Source organism: Nocardioides sp. CCNWLW216, assembly GCF_037120545.1.
Taxonomy (GTDB): domain Bacteria; phylum Actinomycetota; class Actinomycetes; order Propionibacteriales; family Nocardioidaceae; genus Nocardioides; species Nocardioides lianchengensis.
The window spans coordinates 121666-143969 of record NZ_JBBBBJ010000009.1; the positions used below are offsets into that span (position 1 = coordinate 121666).

Below are 22304 nucleotides of genomic sequence, written 5' to 3' on the forward strand. Positions count from 1 at the left end.
AGTAGCGCCGACGCGGACCTGAGCGAAGCGAAGGAACGCGTGGCGCGTATCGAGACCCTGATCCAGTTCGCGCAAGCACCTCCGGCTCGATTCGCCACCACGCGACTCGGGCTCGCACAATAGATCGGTTGCCCGGCGCGACCGAGCAACAGCAGGTGGCAGAGGCCGTCGTACGACGCCCTCGTCATGACCACGGAACAGAAAGAGAAGCAACATGCCTCCCAAGAAGAAGATCGCTGCGCTGGTCAAGGTGCAGCTGCAGGCCGGTGCCGCGACGCCGGCCCCGCCGGTCGGTACCGCTCTCGGTCCGCACGGCGTGAACATCATGGACTTCTGCAAGGCGTACAACGCCCAGACCGAGGCCATGCGCGGCAACGTGATCCCCGTCGAGATCACCATCTACGAGGACCGGTCCTTCACCTTCATCACGAAGACCCCGCCGGCCGCCGAGCTGATCAAGAAGGCCGCCGGCCTCCAGAAGGGCTCGGGCGTCCCGCACAAGGAGAAGGTCGGCAAGCTGACCAAGGACCAGATCCGCGAGATCGCGCAGACCAAGCTGCCCGACCTCAACGCCAACGACATCGACGCCGCGATGAAGATCGTCGAGGGCACCGCCCGCTCCATGGGCGTCACCACCGACTGAGAGCCCCCGGGCTCACCCATCCGGCCCCCTGTGGCAGAGCCGCGCTGGCTCACCTAGACCACGACTGGCACTGAAGAAACGAGAGAACCAGACATGCAGCGCAGCAAGACCTACCGCGCGGCCGCGGAGCAGTTCGACAAGGACGAGCTCTACGCCCCGCTGTCCGCGATCAAGATCGCCAAGACCGCCAGCAAGAAGAAGTTCGACGAGACCGTCGACGTCGTCATGCGCCTCGGTGTCGACCCGCGCAAGGCCGACCAGATGGTCCGCGGCACGGTCAACCTCCCGCACGGCACGGGCAAGACCGCCCGCGTCCTCGTGTTCGCCGTCGGCGACAAGGCGCAGGCCGCCCTCGACGCCGGTGCCGACGAGGTCGGTGGCGACGAGCTGATCGACAAGGTGGCCGGTGGCTACCTCGACTTCGACGCCGTCGTCGCGACCCCGGACCTGATGGGCAAGGTCGGCCGCCTCGGCCGCGTGCTCGGTCCCCGTGGCCTGATGCCGAACCCGAAGACCGGCACCGTCACCCCGGACCCGGCCAAGGCCGTGACCGACATCAAGGGCGGCAAGATCGAGTTCCGGGTCGACCGGCACGCGAACCTGCACTTCATCATCGGCAAGGCCTCGTTCGCCGAGGTCCAGCTCGCGGAGAACTACGCCGCGGCGCTCGAGGAGGTGCTGCGGCTCAAGCCCGCCAGCTCCAAGGGCCGCTACATCAAGAAGGTCACCGTCTCCACGACCATGGGCCCCGGCGTCCAGGTCGACCCCAACCGCACCAAGAACGTCGCGGTCGAGGACGAGGCCTGATCGCAGCCGCGCAGCGGTTGCGATCATCGGTGGTCGAGTAGCGACTCCGACCGAGCTTGCGAGGTCGGAACGGAGCGCGTCGAGACCCGGTGGGCTCACCGAGAACAGCAAGGTCGAAGGCCCGTCACCCTCAGGGTGGCGGGCTTTCGCCGTTCCCGAGCAGTCCCAGCCGGCCGGCCCGGGCGAGCGCCTCGGGACGGGACGAGGCACCGAGCTTCGCGTAGAGGCTGCGCAGGTGGGTCTTCAGGGTGTTGCGGCTGACGTAGAGCCGCTCCGCGACCTCGGGCAGGGAGGCGGGTCCGTCGAGCGCCGCGAGCACCCGCGCCTCCGCCGGCGTGAGCCGGACCACCGGGTCCGCCGACACCGGCACCGCGTGCGCCTCCGGCACCCCGTCGTACGACAACCGCAGCCGGCCGTTCAGCGCGGCCGGGAGCAGTGCGGCGGTCCGCCGCAGCTCGTCCGGCAGCGCGGCGCGGTCGGCCGGAGGGGGCTCGTCCGCGAGCGCCATCCCGACCAGCCGGCTCTCCCGGCGTACCCGCTGGTCGGTCGCGCCGTGCTCGGCCTCCGCGGCCAGTCGGCGCGCCGAGGGCCGGTCGTCGCCCAGCAGGGCGAGGTGGACCGGCTGCAGGGCACCCAGGGCGGGCATCGGGGTCTCGGCGAGCAGCCGGGACAGCGGGCCGGACCGGCCCCGCGCCCGGGCGACCTCGGCGCGGGCGAGTGCGGCGAACGACGTGTGGATCGACCCGTCGACCGCCGGCGCAGGGTGCCGCCCGGCCGTGGTGGCGACCAGGTCGGCGGCCCGCTCGGTCGCGCCGGTGTCGACCAGGTGCCGCACGATCGCGACCAGGGTGATCGGCCACAGCTCGTCGAAGGCCAGCTGCGGGACCAGGGCTTCGGCGAGCGGTGTCGCGGTGGTGGCGTCGAGCCGGTCCACGGCGCTCAGCAGGGCCGCGACCAGGGCCGGGCGCTCCATGGTCTCCCACTCGATGAGGGTGCGGCCGCGCTCGGCGAGCGCGTCGACCTCGTGCTGCCAGCGGGCCTGCCCGGCCGCGTCCCCGGCCAGGGCCGCGAGCAGGACGCCGAACGGGGCGCCCGAGGTGGCGGCGTACCCCGTCACGTCGTCGGCGCGGAAGGCCCAGCACTGCTCGACGTGCCGGCGGGCCTGGTCGAGCTCCCCGACGTGCAGGGCGGCCTGGGCCGCCTGCAGGTGCCAGTACGACGCCAGGTCGGCCGCCGGCGAGAACCGGGTGCGGGTGGCCGCCCGCAGCAGCGGGAGCGAGGCCTGCGCGAGCTCCAGGGCCTCCTGGGGGAGACCGGCCGCGCGGCGGGCGACCATGCCGAGGATCGCCAGCTCGACGTGCTCGCGCGCGCGGCCGGCGCGCAGGGTCGCGTCCACCTGGGCGTCGGCGGGCAGCAGCACCCGGGCGGCACCGGGCGCGAGGCGGCCGATGCTCTCGGCCATCAGCGTGGCGCGCGGGTGCCGGCGTACCTCGTCCTCCGGCGCCTCGGCGAGCAGCGCGAAGACCGCGCGGTAGGTGGCCTCCGCAAAGACCAGCCGGGTCCAGCCCTGGTCGACCAGCGTGAGCGCCCGCGGCCAGTCCTGGGCGGCGCAGGCCGCCAGGAACTCGTCCTCGGCCATCGGTCGCTCCGGGTCCTTCCCGCGGCTGGTGGGGTGAGGCCGGGGTGAGACGCGGCCCGGCGGGGGTGAAATCTACCGTCCGCGGGCGTTCGGGCCGACCGGGTCGGGAAACCTGGACCCCGCGCTGGGTCCTGGCCCGTGTCCCGTGGGGAGGAGCACGTGCGAGGCGTCGGCGGCTCGGTCGACCCGGGTGGCGCCGTACTCGCTCATGGGGGCGGGTGCGGCACCCGCTCAGCGGCGGACCCGCCACGGGCGGACGGCCGGTGGCCCGGCGAGGACCAGGCCGCCGGGCAGGGACCTGGCGCTGATCCGGTGCCGGCCGCGCGCGAGCCGGACGGTGAGGACCGCCCGACCGTCCCGGAGCCGGAGGGTGCGCAGGACGCGGTCGCCGTCGAGCACCCGGACCAGGCCGGTCGCGGGCCTGCCGGCGACCCGCCCGACGACGGTGACCTGGGTGCGCGGACGCTTCTTCCGGCGGTGCCCCGGCGCGAGGCGGACGCGCAGGCCGAGCTCGGCCGGGGCGCGGACCTCCGAGCTCGGCGCCGACCACGCCACGCCCGGGCCGAGGAAGATCGGGCTGCCGGTGTTGGCCCGGTCGGCCGTCACTTGGACCCGCAGCCGCGTGCCGAAGTCGGCCGCCGAGGCGACGTACGACGACCCGGTCGCGCCGGCGATCGGCTTGCTCCCGCGGAACCACTGGTAGGTGTGGGCGTAGGCGTGCGTCGTGGGTCCGTCGCGGAGCACCGGGGTCCAGGTGCCGGCGTCGGCGGTGAGGCGTCGCGCGACGACCGGGGCCCCGGTGACGACCGGCGCCCGGCGGTTCAGGGGAGTGGTGTTCTCGACGACGACCGTGGGGGAGTGGAGGACGTCGGCGGTGGCCCAGAAGCCGGCGGGCACGGCCCGCACGGAGATCTCGGCCTCCCAGCCGTTCTCGAAGCCGTCCAGTTCGTACGACGGACCGGTGGCGTCGTCAACGGCCACCCCGTTGCGGTACCACTGGAAGTCGGTGGCGACCGTCGGCTCCGACCAGGTGACGTCCGCGACCGCGGTGAGCGTGCGACCCCACTCGGCCCGGGCCGGGTCCGCGGCCGTCGTCCCGGCGATGGACACGGTGCCGGAGCCGGCGACCGGCAGCTTCAGCCGTCGTACGCCGAGCGCGAGCCCCGCGAGCTCGCCCGGGACCCGGACCAGGCCGACCGCACCCGCGGCGAAGTCACCGGAGGTGCCGGGCGTGGTGGCGTCGAGGCCTCCGTTCGCGAAGGAGAACGCGTACTGCCCGGACGGGTCGACGACCCGCAGGCCGTAGTAGCCGGCCGCCCAGTAGCTCCACGAGACGTCGATCGCGAACGTCCCGCCGCTGTCGACGACGACGGGCGCGACGCCGGGCACCCGGTTCCAGCCCCCGGGACGGTTGCCGTAGATGCCACCTGCCTCCAGCCACAGCTCGACGCGGGCGCCCGCCGGGTCCCGCCCGGGCGGAGCCTCCAGCCGGCCCGAGACCGTCTCGACCGGCAGGTGCGTCAGCAGGGGCGAGGTCCCGAGGGCCCCGTCGGTCCACGACTCGACCGTGACCGTGCCGGCGTCCACGAAGGCCGCGCCGGTCCAGCGGCCTGCGACCACTCCTGGGGACGTCCACCAGGCCGTGCTGCCGGCCCACACGTTCATGTCGCGCTCGTAGGTGCCGAACGAGATCCGGTACTCCCCGGGCGCGAGGTCCGAGATCGTGAAGGACCCGTCCAGGGCGGTCCAGGCCGCGCCACCGGCTCCGCCCGCGACCGGGTGCGCGGTGACCCGCACGTCGCGGACGTCGTACCCGACCGGCACGGTGACGACGCCGCTGAGGGAGCCGGGGCCGGGGACCGCCCCGGCGGGTGGCGCGGTGACGGTCAGGAGCGTGACGAGGAGGAGGGCCCCGAGGAGGGCGCGGAGGGGACGCACGGGAGGAGCGTAGGAACGGCCGGGCCCGTGCGCCTGAGTGCGGACTACTCAAACCCCAGTCCCGAGGGCCCGTCCGACCCTAGGATTCGGGGCATGGCCGCCGGCACGGTGGGAAGGGCACGCGACCTCGGTCTCGTGCGCGCGCTGCTGGCCGACCGGGCGGCCCGCGTCGTGCTGGTCACCGGTGAGGCCGGGGTCGGCAAGTCCCACCTCCTCGACGTGCTGGCGCAGGAGCGCGCGGCCGTGCGGGCCTGGGGCGTCCGCGGTCTCTCGGCGGTCCCGCTCGGGGCCCTGGCCCACCTGGTCGTCACCGGGGAGTCGCTGACCGAGATGGTGGTGGAGGTGCTCGCCGCGGTCCCGGCGGGCGGGGTGCTCGTGGTCGACGACCTCGACCAGCTCGACGAGGTGTCGCTCGCGGTGGCGCTCCGGGTCGCCCGCGACCGCGACCGGGTGCTGCTGGCGTCGGTACGCACGGAGGGCGGCGAGCTGCCCGCCGCGGTCGCGGCGGCGTCGTACGACGGGGGCGTGGCGGTGCACGAGGTCCGCGCGTTCGACCCGGCCGAGACCGAGCAGTTCGTGGAGCAGCTGCTAGGCGACGTGGTGGACGCCGCGGTCGTCGACGAGGTCTGGCGCCGCTGCCGCGGCAACGCGCTGCTGGTCAGTCAGCTGGTGGGGGAGGCCCGGCTGCGGGGTGACCTGGTGCGCGGCGACGCCGGATGGGTCGCCCGGGGCCGGCTGCGGGTGCCTGCGGAGCCGCGACGGCTGCTGCTCTCCCGCCTCGACGGGCTCTCCGACGAGGCGGTCGAGGCCGCGCACCTGCTCGCGGTCGTGGAGCGGATGCCGCTGGCCGAGGTGACGCTGTCGGGTCGTGGCGACTGGTTCGATGAGCTGGAGGAGCACGGGCTGGTCGAGTGGGTCGGCGACGTCGTGCGGTTCGCCCACCCGCTGCTCGCCGAGGTGGTCTGGGACGACCTCACACCGCCCCGGCGCCAGGCGCTGCACCGCGACCACGCCGCCCTGGCCCGGGCGGTCCCCGGGTACGACGTGGTCCGCGCGGCCGTCCTCGCCCTGGAGGCCGGCGAGGTCCCCGACGAGCCCGGCCTGCTCGCGGCGGCCCGGCTCGCGATGGCGGGCGGGAGCGCCCGCACCGCCGTACGGCTGGCGCTCGGGGCGGTCGACGCCGCCGACCTCGACGTGGCCGCCGAGGCCGCGCTGGTCGCCGCGACCGCGCAGGCCGAGCTGGGCCGCCTCGACGACGCCGTCGACCTGCTCCGCCGGGTGCTGGTCCAGCAGCCGATCGGGCCGATGGCCGCCGCGCTCGCCGTCGCCCTGCACAGCCTGGTCGTGTGGACCAGCTTCGACGTCGAGGGGGCCGCCGAGGTGCTGGCGGCCGAGATCGAGCGCTACCCCGCGGGCACGCCCCTGATCGGCGAGGTCTTCGCCGTCGCCCGCGCCGACGCGCTCGTGTACGCCGGCCACGCCGAGCAGGCGCTCGCACTCGTGGCGGACGTCGACGGTGCGCAGCTGCCGCCGGACCTGCGTTACTTCCACCTCGGCACCCTCACCCACGCCCACACCCGGCTGGGCCGTACGGCGGAGGCGATCGCGGTCGCCGAGTCGGCGCTGGCCGGGGCGGCGGCCGACCCGGACGGGGTGGACGCGACGGTCCGGGTCAAGCACCTGACCAACCTCGCCAACGCGCAGCGCGAGCACGGTCGGCTGACCGACGCCGCCGCCAGCGCGGAGCAGGCCCACCGCATCGCCCTCGCGGACGGCCGGGTGCTGGAGCGGGCCTGGGCGGCGCTCAACGCCGGGGCCGCCCACCTGCAGACCGGCGACCTGACGTCGGCCACGACCTGGGCCCGGCGCAGCCTGCTCGCGGCCGCCCCGGCCGCGATGGTCGACTGCCAGCGCCTCGCCCTCGGGGTGCTGATCACCGCGCAGGGGATGTGCGGCGTCGCCGACGACGCGTCGCTGCGCCGCCTGGACGAGCTGCCGGACGGCGTCGGCTTCCTGCGCCAGCACGTCCCGATCGCCCGGGCCTGGCACGCCGTCGCGCGGGGGCGGACCGGCCTGGCGCACGAGCACCTGGCGTCCGGACTGCGCGACGCCGCCGACAGCGGCGCGGTCGTCACCGAGGGCTGGATCCTCCACGAGCAGCTGCGGCTCGGCGAGCGCGCCGGCGTCCTGGACCGGCTCCGGGCGCTCCCGGCCGACTCACCCGTCGCGCGGGCCCGGGTCGCCCTGGCGACCGGCATCGAGCGGCGCGACGCCGCCGCGCTCGCCGATGCGGCCGCCCGGTTCGAGGACCTCGGCGCGCTCCTGTACGCCGCCGAGGCCCACGCCGAGCTCGGTCGCACGTCGACCGGCCGCGACGCCGCCCGCGCCGTACGGCGGGCTCGCGAGCTCGTGGACCGGCTCGGCTGCGTACCGCGCACCCCGCTGCTCCTCGGCGTCCCCGAGGATCCGCTGACCCGGCGCGAGCGGCTGGTCGCCGAGCGGGCCGCGACCGGCCAGAGCAACGCCGAGATCGCCGCCGACCTGCACCTGTCGGTCCGGACGGTGGAGAACCACCTGGCCCGCGCCTACGCGAAGCTCGGCATCGAGTCCCGCTCGGAGCTCGCCGGCGCGGTCCGACCCGCGCACGTTTGAGTAGTCGCCACTCAGGCGCTCGGGCAAGAGCCATCCCTAACCTGCGAGGAGATCCCTCCCCCCAGCTCCAGGAGCCTCCATGTCTCGGTTCGATCGGGCGATGAGCCCGGCTGCCCTGCTCGTCTCGGTCCTCGCCCTGGTGATCGCCACCAGCGCCGGCTCGGCGTACGCCGCCGCGAAGATCTCGACCGGCCAGATCAAGAACGGCGCGATCACGGCCGCCAAGATCAGGAACGGTGCCGTCACGGCGCCGAAGATCGCCCCCAACGCCGTCAACGGCAGCCGGATCCAGGACCGCTCGATCACGGCCGCCGACCTGGCCCCGGCCACGGTGAACGCGCTCAGGGCGACCCCGACGTACTGGGCCTACGTCACCCAGGGCGGTGCCCTCGGGCGCGGCAGTGCCGGGGTCAGCTCGGAGGCCCAGCTCAACGGCGGGTTCTGGCAGTACCGCGTGACCTTCCCGCGCGACGTGTCCGGGTGCGGCTACCAGGCCACGTCCGGCGACGGCGCCGCGCTCGGGTCCAACGAGTACGTCATCCCGGCCATGATCGGCGTCGCCCGCTCCACCCAGGGACCGCGGACCCTCGTGGTCAACGTCTTCCACTGGGACACCGGCACCTCGATCCAGGACACGTTCTTCCTCGCCGTGACCTGCTGACCCACCGACCCCCCTGGGGCGCCCGCGCCCTGGTAGCTCGACGGGGGAGGATGGCGCCATGCTGTGCGTCATCCTCGACGACTACCAGGGCGTGGCGGCGTCGTACGCCGACTGGTCGACGCTGCCCGTGACGATCCAGGTGGTGCGCGAGCACCTCGATCCCGACGCCACCGCCGCCGCGCTCGCGGGGGCCGAGGTGGTCGTGCTGATGCGCGAGCGGACCCCGCTCGGCCGCGACCTGCTCGACCGGCTGCCCGACCTGCGGCTGGTCGTCACGACCGGGATGCGCAACGCCTCGATCGACCTCGACGCCTGCCGCGAGCGGGGGATCCCCGTGTGCGGCACCGCCTCGTCGAAGACCTCGACCGCCGAGCTGACCTGGGCGCTGCTGCTCGGCCTGCTCCGCCAGGTCGGACCCGAGAGCCGCTCGCTCGCCGCCGGCGGCTGGCAGACCACCGTCGGCGCCGACCTCGCCGGCCGCACCCTCGGCCTGCTCGGGCTGGGCGCCATCGGCTCCCGGGTGGCGCGCGTCGCGACCGCCTTCGAGATGGACGTCGTGGCCTGGAGCCCGCACCTCACCAGGGAGCGGGCCGCCGCCGGGGGCGCCCGACCGGTCGGGCGCGACGAGCTGTTCGCGACGGCCGACGTCCTGTCGATCCACCTGGTGCTCGCCGAGGCCACCCGCGGGATCGTCGGCGAGCGCGAGCTCGGGCTGCTGCGGGCGTCGGCGTACCTCGTGAACACGTCGCGTGCCGGGCTGGTCGACACCGCCGCGCTGCGGCGGGCCCTCGACGCCGGGACGCTCGCCGGCGCCGCCCTCGACGTGTACGACGTCGAGCCGCTGCCGGCCGGCGACCCCTTCCGGGACCACCCGCGTGTGCTGGCCACCCCGCACCTCGGCTACGTGACGCAGGACAACTACCGCCGCTTCTTCACGCAGGCCGTCGAGGACGTGGCCGCGTGGCTGGGCGGCGAGCCGGTTCGGCTGTTGACCTGAGCGTCCGGCGGATTTGGCCGATCGTCCGCGACCGCCGTACAGTTCCCTGTTGAAACCAGAGACCGCCGGTGGTCGACCTGTGCATGCAGGGTGACCGAAGGTTCCGCGAGACGCGGACGGCCTGCGCAGGGGACAGAGCAAGTTGCACGATCCGTCGTGTCCACGCCCTGAGCCTGCGCTCGGGGCGTTCGTCATTTCTCAGGCGCTGTGCGGTGGTCTCCCAGTCCGGAAGGAGACCCATGGCGCGGGCAGACAGGAACGCCGCCGTCGCGGAGATCGTTGAGTCCTTCAACGACGCCGCTGGCGCCGTGCTGACCGAGTACCGCGGTCTCACCGTCAAGGAGCTGCAGGACCTCCGACGCTCCCTCGGTGAGAACGCCAACTACGCCGTGGTCAAGAACACGCTGGCCAAGATCGCCGCCAACCAGGTGGGCATCTCCGGCTTCGACGACCTGCTGACCGGCCCGACCGCGATCGCCTTCATCCAGGGCGACGTCGTCGAGGCGGCCAAGGGTCTGCGTGACTTTGCCAAGGCCAACCCCACCCTGGTCATCAAGGGTGGAGTCCTGGACGGCAACATCCTCGACGCCTCGCAGATCGCCAAGCTGGCCGATCTGGAGTCGCGCGAGGTGCTCCTGGGCAAGCTGGCGGGCGCGATGCTCGCCTCGCTGAGCCAGGCCGTCTACCTCCTCAACGCCCCGCTCGCACAGGCTGCCCGGCTCGCCGGCGCCCTGCAGGCGAAGGCCGAGGAGGACCCCTCGATCCTCGCAGGTGGTGCTGGTACGCCGGCCGCCGCTGACGAGGCTCCCGCCGAGGAGGAGGCTCCCGCCGAGGAGCCCGCCGCCGAGGCCGCCTCTGACGAGGAGACCGCCGAGGCGTGAGCCTCGGTGTCCACACCACCACCTGAAACCCGGCCGGACCGCGACCGCGGCCCCGGCCACCGAATGGAAGGAACGCCACCATGGCGAAGCTCAGCACCGACGAGCTCCTTGACGCCTTCAAGGAGATGACCCTGATCGAGCTCTCCGAGTTCGTGAAGCAGTTCGAGGAGACCTTCGGCGTCACCGCCGCCGCCCCGGTCGCCGTGGCCGCCGCTCCCGCCGCCGGCGGTGCCGCTGGCGGTGCCGACGAGGCCGCCGCGCAGGACGAGTTCGACGTCGTCCTCGAGGCCGCTGGTGACAAGAAGATCAACGTCATCAAGGAGGTGCGCGCGCTCACGTCCCTCGGCCTGAAGGAGGCCAAGGACCTCGTCGAGTCCGCCCCCAAGGCGATCCTCGAGAAGGTCGACAAGGCCACCGCGGACAAGGCCAAGGAGGCCCTCGAGGGCGCCGGGGCCAGCGTCACCCTGAAGTGACCTTGCACCACTGAGCACCACCTGATCGGCTGATCCAGCCGCATCGCCGCCAGGGGCGGCCACCCGTTCGAACGGGTGGCCGCCCCTGCTGCGTTCCAGCCTTCGACCGCTCGAGTTTGAGACCTACGCCACGCGGGCACACACGCATCGTTGGTCCGGTCCCAGCGGAAGTTTTCGCAGGTCGTGATGGGTGCCGACCGAGATCTCGGCTCGTGTCAAGCCCGTGACGTCCGGCACAGGGCGGCGTAACCTCGCCGCCGTACTTCCGTTGTTACCGGTCAGTGGGACGCGCGTTCACCGAACGTGCGTCGGGAGCAGTGGCCGGTTTTCTCGGACCGACGGTCGCAGAAGGGTGTCACGGGCATGGGTGTGGAGATCAAGGTCGACGACCTGAGCAAGTCGTTCGGCAAGCAGCTGATCTGGGGGGACGTCACCCTCACCGTCCCGGCGGGCGAGATCTGCGTGATGCTCGGTCCCTCGGGCACGGGCAAGTCGGTCTTCCTCAAGACGCTGATCGGCCTGCTGAAGCCCGACAAGGGCTCGATCATCATCGAGGGCACCGACATCGCGACCTGCTCCGAGAAGGACCTCTACGAGATCCGCAAACTGTTCGGCGTGCTGTTCCAGGACGGCGCCATGTTCGGCTCGATGAACCTCTACGACAACGTCGCCTTCCCGCTGCGCGAGCACACCAAGAAGTCCGAGTCCGAGGTCCGCGACATCGTCATGGAGAAGATGGACCTGGTCGGCCTCGTCGGCGCGGAGGACAAGCTCCCCGGCGAGATCTCGGGCGGCATGCGCAAGCGCGCCGGCCTGGCCCGGGCCCTGGTCCTCGACCCGGAGATCGTGCTCTTCGACGAGCCCGACTCCGGTCTCGACCCTGTCCGCACGGCCTTCCTCAACCAGCTGATCGTCGACCTGAACGCCCAGATCGACGCGACGTTCCTGATCGTCACCCACGACATCAACACCGCGCGCACCGTGCCCGACAACATCGGGCTGCTCTACCACCGGCACCTGGCCATGTTCGGCCCGCGCGAGATGCTGCTCAGTTCCGAGGAGCCGGTCGTGCGCCAGTTCCTCAACGCCCAGCGGGTCGGCCCGATCGGCATGTCGGAGGAGAAGGACGCCGACGAGCTCGCGGCCGAGGAGGGGCAGGAGCTCCCGCCGCTGCCGCCGATCCCGATGCAGCTGGAGCCGTCCAACGGCATCGCCCGGCGCTCGCAGCGCGAGCCCGGCTCGTGGTGCCGGGAGAACGGCATCACCCCGCCGCCCGGCTCGTTCGAGGAGAACATGTCCATGGTCACGGGCGGCTGATCCGCTCGATGGCATCGATCACCGCGACCCGGTTCCTCGCGCCGGTCGGGACGGCAGGCAAGCTCTTCGCCTTCGCCCTCGACGTCGGCCGCGCCCTGTTCCGGCGTCCGTTCCAGCTGCGGGAGTTCCTGCAGCAGGCCTGGTTCATCGCCTCGGTCACGATCATCCCGACGGCGTTGGTCGCGATCCCGTTCGGCGCGGTCATCGCGCTGCAGGTCGGCGGCCTGATCCGGCAGTTCGGGGCCCAGTCGTTCACCGGCTCGGCCTCGGTCCTCGCGGTGATCCAGCAGGCCGGCCCGATCGCGACCGCCCTGCTGATCGCCGGTGCCGGCGGCTCGGCCATCGCCGCCGACCTCGGCGCGCGCCGGATCCGCGAGGAGCTCGACGCGATGATGGTGCTGGGCATCGACCCGATCCAGCGGCTCGTCGTACCTCGCGTGCTGGCGTGCATGCTCGTCGCGTTCTTCCTCAACGGCATGGTCAGCGTGGTCGGCGTGTCCGGCGGCTACGTCTTCAACGTGATCCTCCAGGACGGCACCCCGGGCGCCTACATCGCGAGCTTCACGGCGCTCGCCCAGCTCCCCGACCTGTGGATCGGCCTGCTGAAGGCGCTGATCTTCGGGATGATCGCCGCCGTCGTGGCGGCCTACAAGGGCATGAACGCGGCCGGCGGACCGAAGGGCGTCGGCGACGCCGTCAACGAGTCGGTGGTCATCACCTTCCTGTTGCTGTTCGTCGTCAACTTCGTGCTGAGCGCGCTCTACCTCCAAATCGTCCCCCCGAAGACAGGCTGACGCGATGGCCAACATCCGCAGCGTCTACCAGCGGCCGCTGGGCGCCCTCGACACCCTCGGGGAGCAGCTCCGGTTCTACCTGCGCGTCCTGCGCGCCCTGCCGCGCTCGGTCGCCCGCTACCCGCGCGAGATCCTCCGGATCCTCGCCGAGGTCACCCTGGGCTCCGGCGCGCTCGCCGTCATCGGCGGCACCATCGGCGTCATCATCGGCATGACCTTCTTCACCGGCGCCCAGGTCGGCCTGTCCGGGTACGCCGCACTCAACCAGCTCGGCACGGCCGCGTTCTCCGGCTTCGTGTCGGCCTACTTCAACACCCGCGAGATCGCCCCGCTGGTCGCCGGCATCGCCCTGGCCGCCACGGTCGGCTGCGGCTTCACCGCCCAGCTCGGCGCGATGCGGATCTCCGAGGAGGTCGACGCCCTCGAGGTGATGGCCATCCCCTCGATGCCCTTCCTGGTCGCGACCCGGGTCATCGGCGGGCTGATCGCGATCATCCCGCTGTACGTCGTGGGGCTGCTGTCGTCGTACTTCGCCAGCCGACTGGTGGTCACGCAGTTCTACGGCCAGTCCTCGGGCACCTACGACCACTACTTCAACCAGTTCCTGCCACCCGGCGACGTGCTGTGGTCGTTCGGCAAGGTGCTGGTCTTCGCGGTCGTGGTGATCCTGATCCACTGCTACCACGGCTACACCGCCTCCGGCGGTCCTGCGGGAGTCGGCGTCGCCGTCGGTCGCGCGGTGCGCACCAGCATCGTCGCCATCAACGTCATCGACCTGTTCCTGTCCATGGCGATCTGGGGCACGTCCACCACCGTGCGATTGGCGGGGTGAGGGCGATGGTGCGCACCAAGCTGCTCGGCGTCGCCTTCCTCGCCCTGGTCGTGCTGGCGGTCTACCTCACCTACGGCGTGTTCACGCAGAAGTTCACCGACTACGACCGGGTCACCCTGGAGACCTCGAAGATCGGCCTCCAGCTGCCGCGCCGCGCGGACGTGAAGGTCCGCGGCGTGATCGTCGGCGAGGTGCTCGACGTGCGCTCCGACACCGACGGGGCCGAGATCGAGCTCGGCATCTTCCCGGAGAAGCGCGACATCATCCCCGCGGGAGTCACCGGCTCGATCGTGCCCAAGACCCTCTTCGGTGAGAAGTACGTCTCGCTGGTCGTCCCCGACGAGGCCACCGAGGGCTCGCTCCGGGCGGGCGCGACCATCCGTCGTACCCAGCTGCCGACGGAGGTGGAGGACGTCCTCTCCGACCTCTACCCGCTGCTGCGCACCGTCCAGCCCGCCGACCTCAACCTCACGCTGACCGCCCTGGCGACCGCGCTGGAGGGTCGGGGCGACCGGCTCGGCGACAACCTCGAGACCGTCGACAGCTACCTCAAGCGGCTCAACCCGCAGATCCCCGCCCTGGTCGAGGACCTCCGGCTCACCGCCCAGGTCGCCGACGTGTACGACGAGATCCTGCCCGAGGTGGGCGAGATCCTGGAGGACACGATCACCACCACCAGCACGCTGGAGGAGCGCGAGAAGGACCTGAACGGGCTGTTCACCGACGTCACCGCCTTCTCGGGCACGGCCCGCGGGTTCCTCTCCGACAACGAGGCCAACCTGATCCGCCTCGGCGAGGTGAGCGAGCCGTTCGTCGGCCTGCTGGCCAAGTACGCCCCGGAGTACCCCTGCCTCCTCAAGGGCATCGTCGGCGCCGGCGAGCTGCAGGCCGAGGCGTTCCGCGACTACACCCTCCACATCGTGCTGGAGACGCTGCCGAACCAGCCGCGCGCCTACGGCCCCGAGGACAAGCCGCGCTTCGGCGAGGACCGCGGGCCGACCTGCCTGCACCTGCCCAAGCCCAACTCCAGCCAGGAGAACCCCCTGCGTCGTCAGCCGAACATGAACGACGGCGTGGACGAGCCCACCGGCAAGGGCACCTCCCGGGTCGCGACCGGCTACGGCCAGCGCGACGCGCACGCCGGCACCGCCGCCGAGGCCGACCTGCTCCGCTCCCTGGTCGCCGACGGGACCGGCCAGCAGGCCGGCGACGTCAGCGACCTCGGGGTGCTGCTGCTCGGCCCGATGGCCCGGGGCGCGGAGGTGTCGCTGCGATGAGCGTCCTCGACAAGCGCACCGCCGGCGACCTGGCCAAGCTCCTGGTCTTCATCGTCGTCACGACCCTGGCCACCGGGGTCCTGGTCATCACCATCGGCAACCTGACCTTCGGCGCCTCCCGCGAGTACCGCGCCGAGTTCGTCGACGCCACCGGCGTCGTCAAGGGCGACGACGTCCGGATCGCCGGCGTCAAGGTCGGCACGGTCAAGGACATCGAGATCCGCGACCGGACCCGGGCCCTGGTCACCTTCAGCGTGGCCGAGGGGTCCGCGGTCCGCGAGTCGACGACCGCGTCGATCCGCTACCGCAACCTCGTCGGGCAGCGCTACATCTCGCTGGCCGAGGGGGTCGGCGACACGGAGCCGCTCGACGAGGGGGACACCATCCCGGTGGGGCGGACCAAGCCGGCGCTCGACCTGACGGTCCTGTTCAACGGCTTCAAGCCGCTCTTCCAGGCGCTGTCGCCGTCCGACATCAACCAGCTCTCCTACGAGATCGTCCAGGTGTTCCAGGGCGAGGGCGGCACGCTGGAGAGCCTGCTCGGCCACACCGCCTCGGTCACCAGCACCCTCGCCGATCGCGACGAGGTGATCTCGTCGCTCATCACCAACCTCAACGACGTGCTCGACCACCTCGGCGACCGCGACGACCAGCTGTCCCAGCTGATCGTCAACTTCAAGACGCTGGTCGGCGGGCTGAAGGACGACCGCGAGGCGATCCTCTCCTCGCTCGACCAGATCTCGCTGCTCTCCGAGCAGACCGCCGACCTCGTGACCGGCATCAAGGAGCCGTTCGTCGACGACGTGAAGCAGCTGCGCCGCCTGGCCACCAACATCGACGACAACAAGGGCGAGCTCGACCGGGCCCTGCAGGTGCTGCCGATCAAGCTGGAGAAGGTCGGCCGCACCGCCATCTACGGCTCCTGGTTCAACTTCTACCTCTGCCACTTCGAGGGCAAGGTCAAGCTGCCGGCCGGCATCGAGGTGCCGCTCGACGACGCCTTCAAGACCGGCGGCAAGAGGTGTGATCTCGGATGATGGTTCCCTTCCGCGAGCGCAACCCCGTGATCATCGGCGCGGTCAGCCTGGCCGTGCTGCTCGGCCTGCTACTGGCCGCCTTCCGGGCCCAGGACCTGCCGCTGATCGGCGGCGGCGACACCTACACCGCTGCCTTCGCCGAGTCCGGAGGCCTCAAGGCCAACGACGAGGTCCGGATCGCCGGCGTCCGGGTCGGCAAGGTCGAGTCCGTCGAGCTCGACGGCGACCACGTCCAGGTCACCTTCAAGGTCAAGACCGACTCCGGCTTCGGCGGCGACACCCGGGCGGCGATCCGGGTCAAGACGCTGCTCGGCGCCATGTACCTCGCCCTGGAGCCGGCCGGCTCGGGCCAGCTCGCCGAGGACAGCGAGATCCCGGTCGAGCGGACCAGCTCGCCGTACGACGTCGTCGAGGCCTTCGAGGGGCTCGCGACGACGTCGGAGGAGATCGACACCGACCAGCTGGCCGACTCGCTCTCCACGCTCGCCGACCTGACCCGCAACACCCCGGAGGAGTTCCGCGACGCGCTCACCGGCGTCTCCGCCCTCTCGACGAACATCGCCGAGAAGAACGAGCAGATCGGCACCCTGCTGCAGAACCTCACCCGGGTCACCAAGGTCCTCGACGAGCGTGACACCGACATCGTCCAGCTGATGAAGGACTCCGACGTCCTCTTCCGCTCGCTGGTGGCGCGGCGCGATGCCGTGCACCGGCTGCTGGTGTCGACCTCGACGCTGTCGAAGTCGCTCACCGCGCTGGTCCGCGAGTCCCGCGACGACCTGAAGCCCGCCCTCGCCGAGCTGGAGAACGTGCTGCGCGTGCTCAACAAGAACGAGGACAACCTCGACAACAGCCTGCGGCTGATGGCGCCGTTCTACCGCGTCTTCGCCAGCACGCTCGGTGGCGGCCCCTGGTTCGACACCTACATCCAGAACCTGCCGCCGGTGCCCGACCTGGCCAACGGCGGCGGCGTCGGAGGTCTCGGATGAACGCCACCCTGAAGCGGGTCCTCCCCCTGCTCGTCGTCGCGGCCCTGGTGGTGGCGGCCGCGCTGACCATGTTCGGCTCCGATGAGCCCAAGAAGCTCACGGCCCACTTCCCGCGCACCGTCTCGATCTACGAGGGCAGCGACGTCCGGGTCCTCGGCGTCCCGATCGGCAAGGTGGTCAGCGTGACCCCCACCGGCACCGACGTGGCCGTCGAGATGGAGTACGACGCCGAGGTGAAGGTCCCCGCGGACGCGCAGGCGGTCATCGTCGCTCCGTCCATCGTCGGCGACCGGTTCATCCAGCTGACCCCGGTCTACGAGCAGGGCCAGAAGGTGCTCGCGACCTCCGCGACGCTGCCGGTGGAGCGCACGTCCGTGCCGCTCGAGCTCGACCAGATCTACTCCAGCATCGACGACCTCACCGTCGCCCTCGGCCCGAACGGGGCCAACAAGGACGGGGCGCTCACCGACCTGCTGGAGACGACCGCCCAGAACTTCGGCGGCCAGGGCGCGCAGCTCAACCGGACGATCAAGGACTTCGGCAAGCTCAGCGCCACCCTCGACGACAACAAGGACGAGCTGTTCGGATCGGCCCGCCAGCTGGAGGCGTTCATCAGCACGCTGGCCGAGAACGACACGACGGTGCGCCAGTTCAACCAGTCGCTGGCCGGGGTGTCCACGATGCTGGCGGGGGAGCGGGAGGAGCTCTCGGCCTCCCTGGAGAACCTGTCGGTCGCCCTCGGCGAGGTCTCGACCTTCGTGAAGGACAACCGCGAGGTCCTCGGCCGCGACATCGCCGGCCTCAACCGGGTCGCCAAGGTGCTGGTCAAGCAGCGCGGTGCGCTCGACGAGATCCTGAAGGCCGGCCCGCTCGCGCTGAACAACCTGTTCCTGGCCTACAACCCGGAGGCCGGGACGCTCGACACCAACGCCAACATCGGCAACCTCGCCCACGAGATCACCTCGGACCCGAGCATCGTCGTCTGCAGCATCCTGGCCCAGAACGACCCCACCGGCGCTCTGTGCCAGCTCGTGCAGGGCATCCTCCCGCGGGCGGGGGCGCTCTCCGGCCCGGCGGCCGACCGGTCGACCGTCCTCGATCCGACGCTCGGCGGACTCCTGGAGGCGAAGCGATGAGCCGCCTGCGCAGGGGTACGACGGCGCTGCTCGGCGTACTGCTCGGCTCGGTCGGGCTGGCCGGCTGCGACTTCGACGTCTACCAGCTGCCGCTGCCCGGCGGCACCGACGCCGGCAGCGACGCGATCGAGCTGACCGTGGAGTTCCGCGACGTCCTCGACCTGGTGCCGAAGTCGACGGTGAAGGTCAACGACGTCTCGGTCGGCCAGGTCACCGCGGTCGACCTGGACGGCTACACCGCCCGGGTCACCGTCGAGCTCCGGTCCGACACCAAGCTGCCCGAGAACACCACGGCCGAGATCCGCCAGACCAGCCTGCTCGGGGAGAAGTTCGTCTCCCTGAGTGCGCCCGAGACCGGGGCGACGGGCGAGCTGAGCGACGGCGAGACCATCCCGCTCGACCGCACGGGTCGCAACCCGGAGGTCGAGGAGGTGCTCGGTGCCCTGAGCCTGGTGCTCAACGGCGGCGGCATCGCCCAGCTCAAGACCATCGCGAGCGAGCTCAACCAGGCGCTCGAGGGGCGCGAGGGTGCTGCGAAGTCGGTGCTCACCCAGGTCGACACGCTGATGTCGAACCTCGACGACGGCAAGGCCGACATCGTCAACGCCATCGAGTCCCTCGACCGCCTCGCCAAGACCGCCCGCGGCCAGCAGGACACCATCGACGCCGCCCTGGCCGAGCTGCCCACGGCTCTGGAGTCCCTGGACCGCCAGCGCGAGGACCTGGTCACGATGCTGCAGAGCCTCAACCGGCTCGGGGACGTCGGGGTCCGGGTCATCAAGGCGACCAAGGACGCCACCATCTCGACCGTCACCCAGCTGGAGCCGGTGCTCCGTCAGCTGGCCAACTCCGGCGACTCCTTCGTCAAGGCGTTCCACGTCTTCCTGACCTACCCGTTCGTCGACGAGGTCGTCGGCCGCGACCCCCAGGTGGCACGCAACCTGCACATGGGCGACTACACCAACCTCTCGATCAGCCTGGACCTCGACCTCTCCGGAGGCCTCACCCCGGGCGCGACGCCGACCCTGCTGCCGAGTCCCGCCGACCCCGGGGTGATCGTCGGTCTGGTGACCCGCTGCCTGCAGAGCGGCCGGCTCGACAGCCAGGCCTGCAAGGACGTGCTCAAGAACGTGGAGGCACTGCTGAAGCTGAAGGCCGAGTGCCAGAAGCCGGCCAACCGCGACACGGTGGTCTGCAAGCTGCTCAACCAGGTGCCGGGTCTGCCGTCGCTGCCCGTGCCGGGTCTCGGCGACGTCCTCGGCGACATCACCGGGGAGCTCGGCCTGAGCCGCCCGGCGACCGGCGAGGCCACAGCCGCCGCCGGGCGAGGGCCGACCCTCGGCCAGCTCGCGGAGGCCTACGACCCGGGTCTGGTCAGCCTGCTCGTCCCGGGGATGGTGAGCCGATGATCACCCGCCGTACCAAGGTCCAGCTGCTGATCTTCGTGGTCATCACGCTCGTCGGCGTCAGCTTCGTCGGCGCCCGCTACGCCCGCCTCGACCGGATCTTCGTCGACGACAGCTACACCGTCGTCGCCCACTTCGCCGACTCCGGCGGCATCTTCGCCGGCGGCGAGGTGTCCTACCGCGGGGTGAAGATCGGCGAGGTCAGCGAGCTGGAGCTCACCGAGGACGGCGTCGACGTCCACCTGTCCATTGACAAGGACCAGGACGAGATCCCGGCCAAGACCCTCGCCGTCGTCGGCAACCGCTCCGCCGTCGGCGAGCAGTACGTCGAGCTGCAGCCGCAGGTCGACGACGGTCCCTACCTCGCCGAGAGCTCCGAGATCGCCCAGGACGACACCCGGATCCCGATCGCCACCGACAAGTTCCTCACCGACCTCTCGACCACCGTGGGGTCCGTGGACCAGGAGGCGCTGCGCACGACCGTCGCCGAGCTCGGTGACGCCTTCGAGGGCACCGGGCCGGACCTGCAGCGCATCATCGACACCGGCAACTCGTTCATCGAGACCGCCAACGACAACTTCGACGTCACCCGGGCGCTGATCCGCGACAGCAACACCGTGCTGCAGGGGCAGGTCGACAGCGCCAGCTCGCTGCGGACCTTCGCCAGTCAGCTGAAGCTGTTCAGCGGCACCCTCGCCGCGTCCGACCCCGACCTGCGTCGCCTCATCGACACCGGGTCGCTCGCGGCCACCGAGCTGCGCACCTTCCTGGAGCAGAACGGCGTCGAGCTCGGCGACCTGATCAACAACCTGGTCACCACCGGCGAGGTCACCGTCAAGAACCTGCCCGGCATCGAGCAGCTGCTGGTGATCTACCCCTACATCGTCGAGGGCGGCTTCACCGTCGTCTCGAAGTCCAGCGACGGCAACTACGACGCCCACTTCGGCCTGGTCCTCACCACCCAGGCCGCGTGCACCGGCGGCTACGAAAGCACCGACAAGCGGATCCCGCAGGACGGGTCCAACCGGCCGATGAACACCAAGGCCGGCTGCACCGAGCCCGCGTCGAAGAGCAACGCCCGCGGCCCCCAGAACCTCGCGCCCCGCGCCCCCGCCGACTACGACGCGCCCGTGGTGGCGTCGTACGACGAGGACAGCGGCGAGGTGACCTGGTTGCCGGGGAGCGGGGCCGACCTGGGCGGCACCGGTAGCGTGGCCCCGCCGTCCCTCGGAGAGGAGTCGTGGAAGTGGCTGTACCTCCAGCCCCTGCAGCGCCAGGAGTGACGAGCAGCCCGCCCGACCCGGACCCCAGCACCACCCCGCGCTCCGCGCGGTTCCGGCTCGCCCTGCTGCTCGTCCTCGTCGTGGTGCTGCTCGGTGCCGCCGGCACCGTCGTCTGGCTGCTCGTCGACGGTCGCGCGGGCGGCGGCGACGCCGACGACCTCGGGCCCGAGCGTGACACGGTGATGAGCCAGACCCGCCAGTTCGTGCTGCGCAGCCAGACCTACGGCCCCGACGACCTCGACGCGGACAAGAAGCTCACCGAGCACCGCGAGTCCGTCGAGGAGGTCACCTCGGACAAGTTCGACGCCGCCTACGACGAGTCGCTCCCGTTCCTCGAGCAGGCGGTCGCGGAGCGGGGGGTCGGGCAGACGACGAAGGTCCTCGGCATCGGGGTCCAGTATCTCGACGACGACTCGGCCCGGGTGCTCGTCGGCGGCGAGTCGACGTTCACCCTCGCCGACGACCAGGGCGAGGAGCAGGCGCCACGGACCCAGACCTTCCGCCAGGTCATCGACCTGGTCAAGGTCGACGGCGACTGGCTGGTCGACGAGGCCAACATCGCCGACCAGGCGTCCGGCCAGGCGTCCGGCCAGCCGTCGTCGTCGACCTCGCCGAGCCCGTCCACCGAGCCGTCGCCGAGCAGCACCGGAGGCAGCCGATGACCCCCACCTGGTACGACGTCCTCGACGTCGAGCCCGACGCCACCGCGGACGAGATCCGCGCGGCCTGGAAGACGTCGATCGCCGACCTGGACCCGGGCGACCGACGGTTCCGCACCCTCAACCAGGCCGCCGAGGTGCTCCTCGACCCCACCCGGCGGGCGGCGTACGACCGCGAGCTGGCTCAGCAGGCCGAGCCGATCGACGAGCCGGTCGACGAGCCGGATCTCGAACCGGGTCCCGCGCCGGCCGGATCCGACGAGACGGACCCCGCGCCCGTGTCCCCGTCCACGCGCGCTGCGCGAGTGGTCCCCGCCTGGGTCCTCGCGCCGGTGGCCCTCCTGGCCGCGGCCCTGGTCGTCGCGGCCGTCCTGCTGGCGGGCCAGTCCTCGGACGAGACGGCCGCCGACGACGTCCGGGCCGCGCAGGCGGCGGCCGAGCGGGCCGTCACCCCGGTCCTCTCCTACGACGCGGCGGACCTGGAGGGCTCGCGGTCCGCGGCGGCGTCGTACCTCACCTCGTCGTACGAGAAGGAGCGCGACAAGCTGTTCGACGACGTCATCGACCCCAACGCCCCCAACACCGGGACCAAGGTCGTCACGTCCGTCAACGAGTCCTCCGTGCGCGCGACCGGTGACGACCGGGTCGAGGTCTTCCTCTTCGTCGACCAGGCCACCACGAACAAGGAGCAGCCGGAGCCGCAGATCCTCAGGACCTGGGTCACCATGACGATGGAGAAGGTCGACGACGAGTGGTTGGTCGGCGACATGCGGGTCATCGACTGACCGGTCCCCGGTGCGACACGCGGGGCCTGGTTGGGGAGATCCGCTTGACCTGGGGCCCGGGGCACCGCATGATCGACGCCAAGCTCGTCAGTTCTGGC

The 22304-nt window shown here is 71.9% G+C and carries 20 protein-coding genes; 18 read left to right on the plus strand and 2 right to left on the minus strand.

The window, feature by feature from the left end; all coding sequences use genetic code 11:
* The first annotated feature begins 214 nt into the window (after positions 1–214).
* Positions 215–643 (plus strand): 50S ribosomal protein L11, encoded by a 429-nt coding sequence (rplK, locus tag V7S47_RS19205; protein WP_336563081.1) that lies wholly within the window; start codon positions 215–217, stop codon positions 641–643.
* Between the two features lie 93 nt (positions 644–736).
* Positions 737–1450, plus strand: a complete 714-nt coding sequence (gene rplA / locus V7S47_RS19210; protein ID WP_090857228.1) for a 50S ribosomal protein L1 — start codon at positions 737–739, stop codon at positions 1448–1450.
* 130 nt (positions 1451–1580) lie between these two features.
* Here the strand turns inward: rplA and V7S47_RS19215 are convergent, their stop codons facing one another.
* Together V7S47_RS19215 and V7S47_RS19220 are read right to left on the minus strand one after the other, a co-directional pair.
* Positions 1581–3089 carry a LuxR C-terminal-related transcriptional regulator gene (locus tag V7S47_RS19215; protein ID WP_336563082.1) on the minus strand — a complete coding sequence of 503 codons (1509 nt, stop codon included), beginning with the start codon at positions 3087–3089 and terminating at the stop codon, positions 1581–1583.
* Positions 3090–3320: 231 nt separating this feature from the next.
* Entirely contained in the window at positions 3321–5027 is a 1707-nt protein-coding gene (locus tag V7S47_RS19220; protein ID WP_336563083.1) for a hypothetical protein, read from the minus strand.
* A 93-nt stretch (positions 5028–5120) separates the two neighbouring features.
* Between V7S47_RS19220 and V7S47_RS19225 the strand changes: the two genes are divergently transcribed.
* The 16 genes from V7S47_RS19225 to V7S47_RS19300 all read left to right on the plus strand — a co-directional run bounded on the left by V7S47_RS19225 (position 5121) and on the right by V7S47_RS19300 (position 22206).
* Positions 5121–7679: a LuxR C-terminal-related transcriptional regulator gene (locus tag V7S47_RS19225; RefSeq protein ID WP_336563084.1), complete on the plus strand. Its 2559-nt coding sequence runs from the start codon at positions 5121–5123 to the stop codon at positions 7677–7679.
* Between the two features lie 79 nt (positions 7680–7758).
* Positions 7759–8340 carry a hypothetical protein gene (locus V7S47_RS19230; RefSeq protein ID WP_336563085.1) on the plus strand — a complete coding sequence of 194 codons (582 nt, stop codon included), beginning with the start codon at positions 7759–7761 and terminating at the stop codon, positions 8338–8340.
* Between the two features lie 58 nt (positions 8341–8398).
* Complete coding sequence (locus V7S47_RS19235; RefSeq protein WP_336563086.1) at positions 8399–9337, plus strand: D-2-hydroxyacid dehydrogenase family protein; 939 nt, start codon at positions 8399–8401, stop codon at positions 9335–9337.
* 239 nt (positions 9338–9576) lie between these two features.
* Positions 9577–10218, plus strand: a complete 642-nt coding sequence (rplJ, locus tag V7S47_RS19240; protein ID WP_090857234.1) for a 50S ribosomal protein L10 — start codon at positions 9577–9579, stop codon at positions 10216–10218.
* A gap of 80 nt (positions 10219–10298) precedes the next feature.
* Positions 10299–10691 carry a 50S ribosomal protein L7/L12 gene (rplL, locus tag V7S47_RS19245; protein WP_090857237.1) on the plus strand — a complete coding sequence of 131 codons (393 nt, stop codon included), beginning with the start codon at positions 10299–10301 and terminating at the stop codon, positions 10689–10691.
* A 363-nt stretch (positions 10692–11054) separates the two neighbouring features.
* Positions 11055–12008 carry an ABC transporter ATP-binding protein gene (locus tag V7S47_RS19250; protein ID WP_336563087.1) on the plus strand — a complete coding sequence of 318 codons (954 nt, stop codon included), beginning with the start codon at positions 11055–11057 and terminating at the stop codon, positions 12006–12008.
* 8 nt (positions 12009–12016) lie between these two features.
* Positions 12017–12802, plus strand: coding sequence for an MlaE family ABC transporter permease (locus V7S47_RS19255; protein WP_090857242.1), 786 nt, complete (start codon positions 12017–12019; stop codon positions 12800–12802).
* Positions 12803–12806: 4 nt separating this feature from the next.
* Positions 12807–13634 carry an MlaE family ABC transporter permease gene (locus V7S47_RS19260; protein ID WP_090857245.1) on the plus strand — a complete coding sequence of 276 codons (828 nt, stop codon included), beginning with the start codon at positions 12807–12809 and terminating at the stop codon, positions 13632–13634.
* Between the two features lie 5 nt (positions 13635–13639).
* On the plus strand, positions 13640–14911 hold the full coding sequence (locus tag V7S47_RS19265; RefSeq protein WP_336563088.1) for an MCE family protein: 1272 nt from the start codon (positions 13640–13642) through the stop codon (positions 14909–14911).
* On the plus strand, positions 14908–15948 hold the full coding sequence (locus tag V7S47_RS19270) for an MCE family protein (RefSeq protein WP_090857251.1): 1041 nt from the start codon (positions 14908–14910) through the stop codon (positions 15946–15948). The genes V7S47_RS19265 and V7S47_RS19270 overlap by 4 nt, the downstream gene beginning before the upstream one ends.
* Positions 15945–16937 carry an MCE family protein gene (locus V7S47_RS19275; RefSeq protein ID WP_336563089.1) on the plus strand — a complete coding sequence of 331 codons (993 nt, stop codon included), beginning with the start codon at positions 15945–15947 and terminating at the stop codon, positions 16935–16937. Before V7S47_RS19270 ends, V7S47_RS19275 begins: the two co-directional genes overlap by 4 nt.
* Complete coding sequence (locus V7S47_RS19280; RefSeq protein WP_336563090.1) at positions 16934–18073, plus strand: MCE family protein; 1140 nt, start codon at positions 16934–16936, stop codon at positions 18071–18073. The genes V7S47_RS19275 and V7S47_RS19280 overlap by 4 nt, the downstream gene beginning before the upstream one ends.
* Entirely contained in the window at positions 18070–19482 is a 1413-nt protein-coding gene (locus tag V7S47_RS19285) for an MCE family protein (RefSeq protein WP_336563091.1), read from the plus strand. Before V7S47_RS19280 ends, V7S47_RS19285 begins: the two co-directional genes overlap by 4 nt.
* On the plus strand, positions 19479–20762 hold the full coding sequence (locus tag V7S47_RS19290) for an MCE family protein (RefSeq protein WP_090857261.1): 1284 nt from the start codon (positions 19479–19481) through the stop codon (positions 20760–20762). The genes V7S47_RS19285 and V7S47_RS19290 overlap by 4 nt, the downstream gene beginning before the upstream one ends.
* Positions 20759–21424, plus strand: coding sequence for a hypothetical protein (locus V7S47_RS19295; RefSeq protein WP_336563092.1), 666 nt, complete (start codon positions 20759–20761; stop codon positions 21422–21424). Before V7S47_RS19290 ends, V7S47_RS19295 begins: the two co-directional genes overlap by 4 nt.
* Positions 21421–22206, plus strand: a complete 786-nt coding sequence (locus tag V7S47_RS19300; protein WP_336563093.1) for a J domain-containing protein — start codon at positions 21421–21423, stop codon at positions 22204–22206. Before V7S47_RS19295 ends, V7S47_RS19300 begins: the two co-directional genes overlap by 4 nt.
* Positions 22207–22304 lie beyond the last annotated feature (98 nt).